This window comes from Oculatella sp. LEGE 06141, from assembly GCF_015207605.1.
Taxonomy (GTDB): Bacteria; Cyanobacteriota; Cyanobacteriia; order Elainellales; family Elainellaceae; genus Oculatella.
Genome location: NZ_JADEWO010000047.1, coordinates 1 through 14,495, shown reverse-complemented (window position 1 = coordinate 14,495; position 14,495 = coordinate 1). Strand labels below are relative to the sequence as shown.

Below are 14,495 nucleotides of genomic sequence, written 5' to 3'. Positions count from 1 at the left end.
TACAACATCCCCGTCGGGTTTCAGTAAATGCCCCGATTAGCAACATAGTTTACTGCGTTGGGATGGCCAAGAGGAGAAGTGCCGATGCGCGTCCTGAGTGTACATAACACGTACAAAATTCGAGGTGGAGAAGACGAATCTCGCGAAGCCGAAGAACGGTTACTGCGCGAGAACGGTCATCACGTTGATGTGTATGAAGAAGACAACAGCAAACTTGAGGCGAGCAGTGCCCTGTCTATGGCTGTGCGAACGGTCTGGTCTGCCGAGTCTCACAAATTGGTGCAGCGGATTCTGAAAGAGTCGGGCTGTCATCTGATGCATGTCCAAAACTTCTTTCCGCAAATTTCGCCCTCGGTTTACTATGCTGCCAGAGCCGAGGGGGTTGCCGTCGTTCAGACGTTGCGAAACTACCGTCTGCTTTGTCCAAACGCGCTGTTTTTCCGGGATGGCAAAGTGTGTGAAGACTGCCTGGGTAAAGCGGTGCCGTATCCCGGCATTGTCCACAGTTGCTATCGCGAAAATCGGGCAGCCAGCACCGTCACCGCAGCAATGATTACCGTTCACCGGGCGCTTAAAACCTGGACACAGAACGTGGATGTTTACATTGCCCTGACTGAATTTGCGCGTCAGAAGTTTATTGAAGGCGGATTGCCTGCCGACAAAATTGTGGTAAAGCCCAACTTTGTCTCTCCCGATCCGGGGGTAGGGGAAGGTCTGGGGGGCTATGCGTTGTTTGTCGGTCGCTTGTCGGTTGAAAAGGGCTTAGATACTCTGCTGGCAGCCTGGGAGCAGCTTGAGCACCCCATTCCTCTCAAAATTGTTGGTGAAGGGCCGCTGGCTGAGCAGGTGGAAGCGGCAACCAAACGCCTGCCCAAGGTGGAATGGCTAGGACGACGACCGATGTCAGAGGTTCATGAACTGATGGGCAACGCTATGGCTGTTGTCTTTCCATCGAAATGGTACGAAACCTTCGGCCGGGTAGCGGTAGAGGCATTTGCCAAAGGAACACCTGTGATTGCGGCTAACATCGGGGCGATCGCCGAGCTAGTAGAGCATGGCCGCACCGGGCTGCATTTTCGACCAGGAGATGCGACCGATTTAGCGGCTACAGTGGACTGGCTATTAGCCCATCCTGAGCAACTTCAACCGATGCGTCAGGCGGCCAGAGCCGAATTTGAGCAAAAATACACCGCCGAGGAAAACTACCGTCGGTTAATGCACATCTATAAATTGGCGCTAAACGGGCGTTGAAGGAGGGTTCAATGAAAACGGCGATCGACCAACCAAAACGCTCAGCCACCTATCTCAGCACCTCAACGTTAATTTTGTTAGCCTTTGGCAGTGCCTTTTTTCCCCGAATTCTAGATGCATTGGGCGCGCCATCGGTGGTCAACTTTGTGCATTTGTTTGTTGTCCCTGTCGCCTGTGGATTTGCCCTGTTTCAAACCCGTACAAAAGACCGAAGACAGATTCGCATGACGCAGACCTTGTTGACGGGGCTGTGCATTTTCTTTGCCGTTATTTTAGCCAGCGCCATCGTGAACAATGCTGGCATCATCAATGCGTTTCTAGAATTCCTCTTGTTTACTGAACCGTTTATTTTACTGTTGGCGATCGTTTGCATTCCCATGTCTGCTGCCAGTAGTGAACGAGTAACCAAATGGTTGATTTACTTCGGTTTTGCTAATCTGGCGCTGGGGTTAGGGCAGTATGTGCTGCAAGTGGCTGGCATCATTGGCGATAACCCAGACTTTATTAAAGGCGTTTTTCTGGGGCAGGGGGCTGGACATGTAGTGGGCGCGTCTGTAGCGCTGACGTTTGGGGCTTATTATTTGCTCTCTGCCCACACCGTTCCGATCTGGCTGCGGCTTGTGGTCTTCCTGGCGAACTTTTGGCAAATGCTGGTTGCCGATGCCAAGCAGGTGATTCTGGTGTTTCTGGTCGCAGGGGTGCTGTTGCTGTTCACCAAGTTTAAGGACATTGGCGAAGCGATTAAGTATTTAGCGATCGCCGTTGTGGTTGGCTTTATCTTTTACTGGTGTACGCAAAACGTACCCGCTTTTGCAGCCTTCAACACCTGGGCACGACCCGAAATTTATGGCTCGGATGGGGAAGCGACCCTGCTTAAAACGGCTGCTTTTCGGGTGGTGCCGTCTTACTTTGAGTCTCCGCTGAACTGGGTGGTGGGGCTAGGCCCCGGCCACACGGTGGGTCGGTTGGGTGGCTGGTTTCTGCGGGAGTACAGCGATCTGTTGATGCCATTGGGGGCGACTGTGCATCCGGCTAGCCAGGCGGTTTGGAGCGCTACGGCAGCCAGTTGGTTAGGCGATCAATCCAGCATGTTCTCGCCGTTTTTTGGTTGGGCGGCCATCTGGGGCGATCTGGGCTATGCCGGGCTGATTGCTTACACCTATCTCTGGGTGATTGTTTGGCGCTATCTTTGCCCTACCGACTTCTCGAAGTTCCTGGTGTTAACGGTTTGGGTGTTTGGCCTTATCTTTACGCAGATGGAAGAGCCGGGATACATGCTATTCCTGGTGGTTGTGCTTGGCATGGAATGGCAGTCGCGCCACGCCCGCTCATTGAACCGCGTCCCAGATGCAGTCGCTGTAAACGGTTATCAACCCGACCTACCCCCTGCTGCGGCTCAGCGCAACGGCAAGCGCCCCACGTTTGACAGCTATGGACGACGATCGCAGTCTCATCCCAATCGATTCCGCTAGTGATGCGGCTGTATTATGGCTCAAGGGCTAGCGATCGCTCAAGGATTGGTCAACTACACGGTTGATATACATGCCGCAGCGAACGGCAACCAGCCATAGCACCACATAAACGATCGCCAGAAACCAGTTGCCGCTGGAGAAGGCACGAAATAACCCCAGTCCCAGAACGCCTAGACTGAGCAAAAAGGCAAATCCCAGTACGATCGCCAGCATTCCTCGGATGTAATCGTCCATCGTGTGTGGGTTCCACGATAAGGGTAACGAGAAATAAGCGTAACTCAGGTTTGACCTACTTTTTAGACAAGCTGACAGGGGTAGCGGAACTTGTAATGTCCGGTGTCTTGAACGTATCGGGTCGCTTACGATAGGGCTGGCAGTACTTTTTCGCCAAATACCTCAATGAATCGCTCCTGCTCTCGGTTAACGTTATGGAGCAACAGCCGACTAAAGCCGAGTTCTATGTCCTTTTCTAACCAGGCAATATGTTGCTGTGGATCGGCAGAGATGCGAACAAAGCCATCGAGTTCTTCTGGCTTCACAAACTGTCCGGCGGCATCAAACTGAGCAGGCGATCGCAACTCAGTCATCAAACTATTCTCAAAAATGTTGTTGCGCCACTGCTCATGTGCGCCGTGGCGAGCAGTGATGTCATCCTGTGCGTAAGAAAGCTGCACCTTAAGATACATGGGCTTACCTTCGCCCCCACCCCGACGAAAGGCATCCACGACTTCCTGAAGTTGTTCGGGGGGACGCGAGATCGTGATCAGTCCATCCACCCATCCGGCCAACCATTCTGCCGTTTTAGCCGTGACCGCTGCGCCGATCAACTGCGGGGGGCGTTCAGGTCGAGTATACAGCTTGGCTCCTTCCACGCAAACACGCCCGTGATGGGTAACGGTTTCTCCGGCCCAGAGTGCCCGCATCACCTCAACGCACTCTTTCAACCGGGCATTTCGTTCTGATTTAATCGGCCATACATCTCCTGTAATACACTCATTCAGAGCCTGACCGCTACCCACCGAAACCCAAAACCGATCGGGAAACATTTCTTGCAGCGTGGCGGCAGCCTGGGCAATGATGGCAGGATTGTATCGCTGTCCGGGAGCGCAAACGACGCCATAGGGAAAGGACGTGGCCTGCATAGCGGCTCCCAACCAAGACCAGGCAAATCCGCTTTGTCCTTGTTCTTCTCCCCATGGATGAAAGTGTTCTGAGGAATGGCCTGCTGTGAATCCGGCTTGCTCAGCAAGTTGTACCCATCGCAGCAACGAACTGGGTTTGAACTGTTCGTGGGACGCGTGATATCCAATTTTAACCATGACCATTTAACCAGTTGTGGGTAGGTGTCTTAAAACCATTCATGGCGTTATCGCCTGACGGATGCAAAATGTGGGTTTATTCCTGCTGTAGGGCGTTTTGCAAACGCCCACCCGCATGGTGACACCACAGCAGCAATGCCCAAGTCACTATTGCCCTCGCTGCTGTCTGCGTTTGATTACCCAGACCACGAAAGCCGTCATCAACGAAAGCAAAATAATGGCCGATATAGGGCCAATGAACCGTTCAACGACCGGGTAATTTCGCCCAAGACTGTAGCCCAAGTACGTTAGCAACGTTACCCAAACGGCACTGCCCAGGGTGGTGTACACCAGAAACGGCAGTAAATGCATTCGGCTGATGCCAGCAGGGACAGAAATAAACGTGCGAATTCCTGGAATGATTCGACCCACAAAAACGGCAAAGCTACCTCGTCGTTCAAACCAACCGGACGCTTTGTCGATGTCCTGACTGGAGACGGTGAGCCATTTGCCGTACTGGTCAGCAATTTGCTTCAGGCGTGCTTCACCAACCCAGTCGCCAATAAAATACCACAGCAGTGCGCCCAGCACAGACCCAACAATACCCGCCACCACTGCCAGTGCGGTGTTTAGTTCCCCCTGGGAAGCCGTAAAGCCCGCCAGTGGCATAATTAACTCTGAAGGAATGGGTGGAAACAGGTTTTCTAGAAACATCAGCAAAGTGATGCCCAGATAACCCAGCGAGCTAACGGTACTTACAATCCATTCCAACATAGCCTCTGTCCAGATATTAAGTCTCTCGGTCTAGACTGGAAGTCGTTTGCTTGATTGAGTCAGGTTATGTGCCGTAAGCAGGACTCTGCCCTTCAGCGATCGCCCCATCCACTCGATGCGCTGGTTCGGTGGATTTGTTCATCGCACCTCCGCCGTTGTGAAGTCTCAGTTGTAGGGGCAACCGAGCTTTCGTTACTGCTTACATCGCCGCAACGTTGACCATTGCAATAGGTCTTCCAATTGCAGCAATCGTTGCCTGATATCCATTCGCACTAAAAATGGCTGACGCACGTAGGCGCGGAATCCGTCTTTAAAAGCATGAAGGGGAAGCCGCCAACCTTCACCTATCCTACGGGAGAGATTCTGGCAACAACCCTCGTAAGAACGACGTACAGGCATAGGGAAGGGAATATTCGCGTCTCTATGCCTGTAAATCGCCGTAAAGCGGGATTTGCCAAACCAATGTCCAGCTTAGGGCGATCGCTCTGGTTTCATGCTGGCAATGTGCTGCTTCACCTCAATGACGCTGTCTGGATTAAGCGAGATTGAGTCAATGCCCTGTTCTACCAGAAACGCGGCAAATTCAGGATAGTCGCTAGGGGCTTGACCGCAAATGCCTACTTTGCGGCCAGCGGCATGGGCGGCAGCAATAACGCTGGCGATCGCCATTTTGACCGCTTCGTTGCGCTCATCAAACAGGTGAGACAGTTCCCCAGAGTCGCGATCGACTCCCAAAATGAGTTGAGTCAGGTCGTTGCTGCCAATGGAGAAGCCGTCAAACCGCTCGGCAAACTGTTTTGCTAAAAATACGTTAGAAGGAATTTCACACATGACATAGAGCTGAAGGCCGTTTTCGCCCTGCTTTAACCCGTTTTCTGCCAGCACGCCAATGACGCGGTCGGCTTCTTCGAGGGTGCGACAAAACGGAATCATCAGGATGACATTATCAAATCCAATGGTTTCGCGTACCCGCTTCATGGCCAGACATTCCAGCGCAAAACCATCTCGGTAGCGATCGCTGTAGTAGCGAGAGGCTCCCCGAAAGCCCAACATGGGGTTTTCTTCCTCTGGCTCAAACTGTTGCCCACCCAGCAGATTAGCGTATTCGTTGGTTTTGAAGTCGCTCATTCGCACAATCACCGGGTCAGGGTATTGCGATGCGGCAATTTTGGCGATGCCTTCTGCTAGCTTTTCAACAAAGTACTGCCGTTTGTCGTCATATCCTCGCGTCAGGTCACGAATTTGCTTCCAGGCATCTTTGTCGTGGAGTTCGTCATAGTGAACAAGCGCCATCGGGTGAATTTTAACGATGTTGTTGATGGCAAACTCCATTCGCGCCAGCCCAATCCCTGCTGCTGGCAGCCGCCACCAGCGAAACGCTGCCGCCGGACTGGCAATGTTCATCATGATTTTGGTGTCAATGTCGGGGACATCATCCAGGTTGATATCCGTTACTTCAAAGTCGAGGAGGCCATTGTAGACATTGCCCTGGTCGCCCTCGGCACAGGAAACTGTGACCTCATGCCCGTTGCGAAGTACCCGTGTGGCATCGCCTGTGCCCACGATCGCCGGAATTCCCAACTCTCGGCTAACGATCGCTGCATGGCAGGTGCGCCCACCATAGTCGGTGACGATCGCCGCCACTCGCTTCATAATTGGCACCCAGTCGGGATCGGTCATCTCAGTTACCAGGACGCTGTTATCTTCTACTTTGTCGATGTCCTTAGCGCTGAGAACGCGGCACACTTTACCAGAGGCGATCGCATCGCCAATGCTGAGTCCGGTGACGAGGCGATCGCCCCGTTGTTTCAATTTGTAGGTTTGGAAGGAACCTGCCACTTGCTGGGAATGCACGGTTTCGGGTCGCGCCTGCACGATCGACAGCTCGCCCGTTTTGCCATCCTTAGCCCACTCCATATCCATCGGGCAACCGTAATGGGCTTCAATGGTGCAGGCCCATCGCGCCAGTTGCAAAATCTCGTCATCCTGTAGCACAAACGATTGACGCTCTGTGCGGGAGGTATTCACGTTTTTGATCGTCTTGCTACCTTCGGTGGAGTAAACCATCTTCTTCGACTTGCTGCCCTTCGTTTTTTCAAGAATGGGCTGAAGTTGGTCATTGGGTAATAGTGGCTTAAACACAGTGTATTGATCGGGCGTTACTGTACCCTGCACCACATTTTCACCCAGTCCCCACGCGGCACTAATAATGACCACGTTGGGAAACCCGGTTTCGGTGTCAATGGAAAACATCACCCCTGCACCTGCCAGATCAGAGCGCACCATTTTTTGAACGCCAATCGATAAAGCGACCTGCATGTGTTCAAAGCCACGCTCCTGGCGGTAGCTAATGGCGCGGTTGGTAAACAGTGAGGCGTAGCATTCACGGCAAGCATGTAACAGTTCTTCTTCACCGCTAACGTTAAGGAACGTCTCTTGTTGTCCGGCAAAGCTGGCATTGGGTAAATCTTCGGCGGTGGCACTACTGCGAACGGCAACATCCACATCGTCTACGCTGTAGTTGCGGCTCAAGGTTCGGTAAGCGTCACGGATGGCATGTTCAACATCCTCTGGAAACGGCAAATTGGTAAACAGTTTGCGAATGGCCTTGCCGACCTGCGCCAGGTTCTTTTTGCCAATTTCTAGTTCATGTAAGTGGGTTTGAATTTTTTCTTTTAAGTGATTGGTTTCCAGGAAGCTCCAGTAGGCATCAGACGTGGTGGCGAATCCGTCGGGCACGTGAACCCCTTCTGCTTTGAGCGATCGAATCATTTCACCGAGAGACGCATTTTTGCCGCCCACTATCTCGACATCCTGAGCATTTAAAGTCTCAAACCAGCGCACAAATGGATTACTACCGTTTGCCGTTCCCATCGTTTTTCCTCTGTCGTTCGAATACAGGTTTAAAGCAAGGGTTCGATCTTCCCTATCTTTATCCTTACGAATGAACCGTACGACGTGCAGCCCTCTATCCTGATGGGGGCAATCGCTACAAGCCTTCTCTTTGTTGTGTTGGAGCGATCGCAGCACCGATTAACAGTCGATCGTTGAGTAAAGAATATTAATAATGAGTCGGTTTATTCACGCAGGGTTCAGACGTTCGGCGGAACTTGCTTCCAGGAGAGGCCAACGGTTCGACCTGACCGTTCTCTGTCCCAGGGTTGAGGTCAGCCGTTTAGCAGAATGGTTTAGTTGAGAAATACAATTGTGCAACTTGGTTTCGACAGCTTCTACAGTGGGGGTGAGGCTGTCTTTTTATTGAGCCCCTCAGATAACCTCTCCGACAGTGAAGAAGTATCGATACTTGCTGTTTAGTGTTTTAGTTATTTCACTTTGCCTACTGGCTGTGGGTCTTCATATGGGATTGAGGTCTGACCCAACCCAAAAGGAAATTTATGATACTCTCCCCAGGCCAGCACAGTAGCAGTTGAAGCAATCTCGATCGCTGTTCCAAAATTCAGATTTTGTTGCTTTTTGTAAAGATCTGCGTGAAACAACGGACAAACCGTTTCATCGGCAGTAGGGTCTTATAAGAGAATTAGACGTTTCGGGCAGCCATCGTTTATGATGGCTGCTTTTTATTTAAGAAATGCCCTGAATGGCTTAAACCAGTCAGGTTGCTCGGCAATCGACACAGAAATTCCCTACCCTTTGATAGAATCCGCAGGCGACAGATTCCACAATCTTCCGTTGGATTGATGGTGCAACAAAAGCAGTCTGTTGAACTAGTAACTGGAGTCAAGATTTGGACAGCCTATAACAATGCGTAAGATCAACATTGGTTTATCAGAAGAAGCCCGTAATGGCGTTTGTGACTTGCTAAATCATGATTTGGCAGACGCTTATCTACTGCTAATCAAAACTAAAAAATACCACTGGGATGTGGTTGGCCCCCAATTCCGTTCCCTTCATGAACTGTGGGAAGAGCATTATCAAGCTCTAACCGAGACGATTGACAGCCTTGCCGAGAGAATCCGGGCGTTGGGTGGTTACCCTATCGGTACTGCTAGTGGCTTTCTGAAGTATGCCACCATCCAAGAGCATCAAGATGATGTTCCCGGCGCAAACGAGATGGTTGCTCGTCTAGCTGATGATCATGAGCAAGTGATCCGTAACTTGCGAGAGCACGTTGATGCTTGCGACGAAAAGTATAACGACCAGGGTACTGCTGACTTCTTGACCGGCTTGATGGAAGGTCACGAAGAGATGGCCTGGATGCTGCGTTCCTTTATTGAAGGCGAGTCCCTCAAAGGCGACAATAGCACTACCGGCAAGCAAGCCGTTAGCGTCAATTAATTTTTTTAGAATGAGACTTCCCAACTTCCACTAACAACACTCATAGCTCAACAACCGGCAGCCTGTAGGGGCTGCTTTTTTGTGGCGTTGCAGCATGAAAGTACAGCAGGACGCTACAACACTTCAACGGTGCCTTGCTGTCCATCAATCCTGACTGTCTGCCCGTCTCGAAGCTGCTGGGTAGCCTGATGAACATCCAGGACGGCTGGAATGCCGTACTCGCGGGCAATGATGGCACCGTGCGACAGCCGTCCCCCTGCCTCTGCAATGAAGCCGCCTGCCTGAGCTAACAGCGGTGCCCATCCCGAATCAGTATAGGGAACGACCAAAATGGTGTTGCGATCGACCGCAGGCACCGTTTGCAAATTCTGCAAAATCAAGACTCGCCCTTCTGCCTTGCCAGGGCTGGCTCCAATGCCGCTGAGTTGATTGACCGAGTTTCTCTCGCTTAAGCGCCATTGCCCTTCGGTGACAGCAGGCGGCTCGTTGCCGTAGACCAGAACAGGAATAGGGTTAATTTGGCGATCGCTCTCTAACTGCAATCGCCGTGCCGCAATCATTTTAGTCATGCGTTGCCCTAAATCGAGATCGGTCTGGTTGAGCAACTGTTGAATCTCATCGAATTTTAAGAAAAAGATATCTCCAGGTTGCTTAAGTACGCCAGCACTGAGCCAACGATGTTCTAGCGCCACAAAACTCCAGCGCAGTTCGGCTAACAACTGGCTATAGACGGTCGTTACCTTGCCCTTTAAGCTCAAGCGTTGCTGAACTTGCCGTACCTTCCAGGTCTGTGACGATGGCGGTTGGGCTGCGTTCGCCTTGGCTCCATTGGTAGGTGGATTAAATAAAAACCGGGTGAACAGTTCCCGTACGGGGCGCGGGTCGTCTTTCCAGGTGGGAACGGCAATATCGGTTGCCACATCGCTTAAATAGCCGTAGCGATCGAAAAACTGATCCAGCCGTTGCAAGATCAGCCGTCCCTCTGGATGTTCGGCCAACGCCGCAAACACCACCGAACTTTGGGGGCTAAGCTGGTTCAGGTTAAGCAAACCACGGGCGTTGACCGCAATGGCTTGCAGCGATCGCAGCGAGTCCACTTCAGGTGCGTGGCTATTGTCCAACAGTGGATCGTCCACCTTAAGAGCCGCCTGCCGCACGGCGAAACTGAGTGGAGCCAAAATGCTGTAATAGGTAGCCCGTTTGAGCAGCTCCAAAATTTGCTCAATGCGGCTAAATAGTGCGTTGGGTGCAAGGCGATCGACCGACTGCCGCGCTAAGTCTGCTAAACCGGGCGTAAAGTGAGCCTGGTCATCCTGTTTAAAGTCGCTTTCCAGTTTTAGTTCGCGGTTGAGCAACCGCAACAAACCAGGTACGTTTCGTATCGTTGATTGCACAGGAGGCTTGCTAAAGGCTGCACCCCGAGTCAAGAATTCCAGGCTTTCAGGTGGCAAGCCCATCCGTTGAAAGAGTTGCCCTAGCAAAGAGGCGTTAAAGTACGCCGCAGAATGATGTAGCGTTGCGGTTTCGTTGAAGTCTAGCCCCGTGGCTCGTGGCCCCAATACCACTGTAAAAATTTCACCCCAAACGCCGCAGGTCAATGGACGGTTAATGGACCAGGTCAGCGGATGAATAAACCCCGGTATCACTTCTGCGGCAATTTTTCGCGTCCAAATCGGCAGCAGCGTAGTGATGGGTCGAGACTGCAATAGCCAGAGGTGCTGACCGTCATAGCTCCACTCAATATCCTGGGGCGTGCCATGAAACCGCGCTTCGATATGACGTGCTAAATACGCCACCTGTTGAATTAAGCGCAGCGGCACATCGCCTTCGCCTTCTGTTGCCAGGGTCAGGGAATCGGGCAACATCCAGTCGGGCGGCGGGTCTGGGGTGCCTGGGTGAGCTGGTTGCACATCACCGTCGCCAATCCACACCCGATACTGTTCTGGGGTGGCTTGCCCAGAGACAATTTGTTTAGCCGAGCCGGGTAAGGCTTCAATCGTCACCGCATTGCCCTGGCGGGTAATAGGGTCGCGGCTAAAGGCTACTCCAGAAAAAACGCCTGCAACTTGATCTTGAATCAGCACGGCCATTCCGGTATCAGCCATGCCTTTGGTTTGGCGGTACTGTATGGCGGCAGGTAGGGTATACGACATCTGGCACTGAGCGATCGCCTGCTCTAAAGCGGGTTGGCTCGTAACATTGCCAATCGATTCGTACTGTCCGGCGGCTGAGGCAACGTCGCTATCTTCCCCAATGGCAGACGATCGTACAATCAACGGGCGATCGGTTGAGGGTTGCAATGCTTCAATTAACGGTTTTGGATCATCACCGGGCGGTAGCACCCAGCCCATCGGTACGGGATATCCCCACCGGTTTAATTGCCCGAGGGTGGCGGCTTTAGCACCAACTTTGGTGGCAGAAAGCGGTTGATCCAGTGAGAGGGTGGCGCGATCGCCGCGAAAAAAACGAAACATGCGTTGGGCTTGTCCCCGTGTTGGGTTAGCAGGTAAATCTAAATCATCTGGAATTTTTTGATAGATCCAGGCGAGGAAAAGGCTAAGTGTCACCGTAGCACCAATCCGCGCCCCATCGGTTGGGTGCCGCAATGCGGTGATCAGCGGCAGCAACACCAGCACGCTCAGTTTCCCCAACTGCCGTTCCCGCAAAATGGTGAAGCCAATGCTGCTGATTAAAAAAAGTAGCCCTGCGGCGATCGGATCATGGACAATATATCCCCACACCACATTGGTGGTTCCTGCCCCACGGCTCATCCAGAATCGCCCCATCACCAGGGCAACCAGGGCGATCACTTCCCACACCGGATCAGACGGAAAAAAGAAACGAGCCAGCAAAACCGCTGCAATTCCCTTAAAAGCTTCAGAGAGAACGGCTAACGTTCCTGCCAGTCGTCCACCGTGGTAAAACGCTGCCGATACGCTGATATTTCCGGTGCCCAAGCGAGCCAGCCGTCGCCCCGTCAAACCATAGGTGATCCAGGCAACGAGCGGCAAACCGCCCAACAGTGGACAAACCACAAAGATGATCAGCGAACCCCAAACCTGCGTAAGTGTCATGCGTCTAAACAGCGTTTAACCTTCAGCACAGATCGTCTCATGGCAGGAGCCTGTGGCGGGTGCCCCAACCTAAATCCTAAAACGCCATTGCTCAGGCTGAACCGGCTCCCTCCATTTTTTGCCGGACGGATCTCGTCCAATAGCGGGTTAATTTCTACCTTGAGCGAGAAGTATCACCAGGAATGAACAATCACAATATGGGCGTTGCTGAATGGATAGGTGAATCGTTGAGCGAGCATGGCTCAGATCGCCTCCTGGTATTCCCTCATTCTGAGGGGCTTTGAAGGTTCAGACGTTCTCCATAGTGGGGCAGTAGGGGAAATTCAACCACGATTCAGCAACGCTACGGAACGATTTTGTAAATGAGTAGGGTCGTTACTGCAAGCCATTGTCAAACCAAACTGTGGTTATAATCCTTGCTCCATGCTTGCAGACTCAGTTCGCTGTTCGTCTAAGTCCAACCCTATGAGTTGCTTCCATGTTAGACCTCTGGTACAAAAACGCTGTCTTCTACTGCATTGATGTTGAAACCTATATGGATGCCAATGGTGATGGCATCGGTGATTTTGAAGGACTGACGCAGCGAATCAACTACATCGCCGGATTGGGTATCACCTGCATTTGGCTGATGCCGTTTTATCCGACGCCCAACAAAGATAATGGATACGACGTAAAGGATTATTACAACGTCGATCCTCGGTTAGGTACATTGGGCGATTTTGTTCAGTTCACGCGTCGGGCGCAAGAACGTGGCCTTCGCATCATCGTCGATTTGGTTGTCAATCACACATCCGACCAACATCCCTGGTTTCAGGCTGCCTGCAAAGACAAGAATTCTAAGTATCGTGATTTTTACGTGTGGGCAGATGAAAAGCCTGAAGACGCGGAAGAAGGAATTATTTTTCCAGGAGTACAAAAAAGCACCTGGACGTATAACGAGGAGGCAGGAGCCTACTACGCTCATCGCTTTTACGACCACCAGGCCGACCTCAACATTGTTAATCCAGAGGTGCGTCAGGAAATCCAGAAAATTATGGGGTTCTGGTTAGCGCTGGGCGTATCTGGCTTCCGGGTTGATGCGGCTCCCTTCCTGATTGAAATTATGAGAGAAGGGGTCGAACCCGATGTCGAAGATCCATTTCTCTATTTGAAGGAGATGCGAAACTTTCTCTCCTGGCGGCGAGGAGATGCCATTATCCTGGCAGAAGCTAATGTCTCTACAGACGATCTCCCGAACTATTTTGGGGATGGGGATATGCTGCAAATGCTGTTTAGCTTTTATGGCAATCAGTATATGTTTCTGGCTCTGGCCAGGGAGAGTGCTGAGACACTGCTGCAAGGACTGAACATGCTGCCTGAGATCCCTCATACAGGACAGTGGGCGAACTTTGTCCGCAACCACGATGAATTGTCTCTAGACAAGCTTTCCGATTCTGAGCAGGATGAAGTTGCGGCTCAGTTTGCCCCCGACAAAGAACTGATGTGGATTTATGACCGGGGGGTTCGTCGCCGCTTTGCGCCGATGGTGAATGGCAATCAGCGACGTATTCGATTGGCCTACAGCTTGATGCTGACTCTTCCGGGTAGCCCAGTGCTGAACTTTGGTGAAGAAATCGGCATGGGCGATGACCTATCTTTGCAGGAACGAAATTCGGCTCGAACGCCAATGCAGTGGTCGAACGAACCTAATGCTGGTTTCTCTAAAGCGTCTGCCGATCAGCTCATCCTGCCGGTTGTGTCTGAAGGCGAGTTTAGCTACAAGCATGTGAACGTCATCGATCAGCGGCGAGATCCAGAGTCTCTGCTGAACTGGATGGAACGCGCGATTCGGATGCGAAAGGAATGCCCGGAGTATGGCTGGGGAGACTTTACGGCGATCGCCACTGAAAATCCTTGCGTTTTTGCTCATCGCTGCGATTGGCAAAACCGAGCTGTGATCGCCGTCCACAATTTGGGCAAAGAGCCTTGCACCGTGTCACTGAAGATTGATGATGATGCTTGTCACTTGATTGAGTTGCTTGGAGATAAGCCGTACGAACCGATCAAGGGATCTTCTTATGAACTAGACCTGGAGGGCTACGGTTATCGCTGGTTCCGTTTGGGAAACCATTATATATAAGTCTCATCATGCAAAAAGCGCCCCATGTGGGGCGCTTTCAATCTAGTTAACTATGAGAAACATCTAATTCAATTAGATGACTGCTTAGCCAACGATGCTGGGTGCTTCGCTAGAAGCCAGGTCAAGCGGGAAGTTGTGAGCGTTGCGCTCGTGCATCACTTCCATCCCCAGGTTCGCACGGTTGAGTACGTCTGCCCAGGTGCCAATCACT

At 51.9% G+C, this 14,495-nt stretch carries 9 protein-coding genes and 1 pseudogene; 4 read left to right on the top strand and 6 right to left on the bottom strand.

Going from position 1 to position 14,495, the window contains the following annotated elements:
* Nucleotides 1–84: 84 nt before the first annotated feature.
* Together IQ268_RS24100 and IQ268_RS24095 are read left to right on the top strand one after the other, a co-directional pair.
* Complete coding sequence (locus tag IQ268_RS24100; RefSeq protein ID WP_193884534.1) at nt 85–1,251, top strand: glycosyltransferase; 1,167 nt, start codon at nt 85–87, stop codon at nt 1,249–1,251.
* Nucleotides 1,252–1,262: 11 nt separating this feature from the next.
* On the top strand, nt 1,263–2,723 hold the full coding sequence (locus IQ268_RS24095; RefSeq protein WP_193884532.1) for a hypothetical protein: 1,461 nt from the start codon (nt 1,263–1,265) through the stop codon (nt 2,721–2,723).
* Between the two features lie 27 nt (nt 2,724–2,750).
* Here the strand turns inward: IQ268_RS24095 and IQ268_RS24090 are convergent, their stop codons facing one another.
* The 4 genes from IQ268_RS24090 to ppsA all read right to left on the bottom strand — a co-directional run bounded on the left by IQ268_RS24090 (nt 2,751) and on the right by ppsA (nt 7,669).
* Nucleotides 2,751–2,957 carry a hypothetical protein gene (locus IQ268_RS24090; protein ID WP_193884530.1) on the bottom strand — a complete coding sequence of 69 codons (207 nt, stop codon included), beginning with the start codon at nt 2,955–2,957 and terminating at the stop codon, nt 2,751–2,753.
* Nucleotides 2,958–3,082: 125 nt separating this feature from the next.
* The gene (locus tag IQ268_RS24085) at nt 3,083–4,042 is read right to left on the bottom strand and encodes a TIGR03885 family FMN-dependent LLM class oxidoreductase (protein WP_193884528.1); all 960 of its coding nucleotides are present in this window, start codon (nt 4,040–4,042) and stop codon (nt 3,083–3,085) included.
* Nucleotides 4,043–4,189: 147 nt separating this feature from the next.
* Entirely contained in the window at nt 4,190–4,795 is a 606-nt protein-coding gene (locus tag IQ268_RS24080) for a DedA family protein (RefSeq protein WP_193884526.1), read from the bottom strand.
* Between the two features lie 471 nt (nt 4,796–5,266).
* On the bottom strand, nt 5,267–7,669 hold the full coding sequence (ppsA, locus tag IQ268_RS24075; protein ID WP_193884524.1) for a phosphoenolpyruvate synthase: 2,403 nt from the start codon (nt 7,667–7,669) through the stop codon (nt 5,267–5,269).
* Between the two features lie 888 nt (nt 7,670–8,557).
* Between ppsA and IQ268_RS24070 the strand changes: the two genes are divergently transcribed.
* A complete protein-coding gene (locus tag IQ268_RS24070) occupies nt 8,558–9,091 on the top strand; it encodes a Dps family protein (RefSeq protein ID WP_193884522.1) in 534 nt (177 codons plus the stop codon).
* A 113-nt stretch (nt 9,092–9,204) separates the two neighbouring features.
* On the opposite strand, the gene IQ268_RS24065 is transcribed toward IQ268_RS24070, so the two are convergent.
* Entirely contained in the window at nt 9,205–12,165 is a 2,961-nt protein-coding gene (locus IQ268_RS24065; RefSeq protein WP_193884520.1) for a glycerol-3-phosphate acyltransferase, read from the bottom strand.
* A 478-nt stretch (nt 12,166–12,643) separates the two neighbouring features.
* Between IQ268_RS24065 and IQ268_RS24060 the strand changes: the two genes are divergently transcribed.
* On the top strand, nt 12,644–14,284 hold the full coding sequence (locus tag IQ268_RS24060) for an alpha-amylase family protein (protein WP_193884518.1): 1,641 nt from the start codon (nt 12,644–12,646) through the stop codon (nt 14,282–14,284).
* Nucleotides 14,285–14,368: 84 nt separating this feature from the next.
* On the opposite strand, the pseudogene IQ268_RS24055 reads toward IQ268_RS24060, so the two are convergent.
* A pseudogene (locus IQ268_RS24055) lies at nt 14,369–14,495 on the bottom strand (photosystem II q(b) protein); the annotation flags it as partial.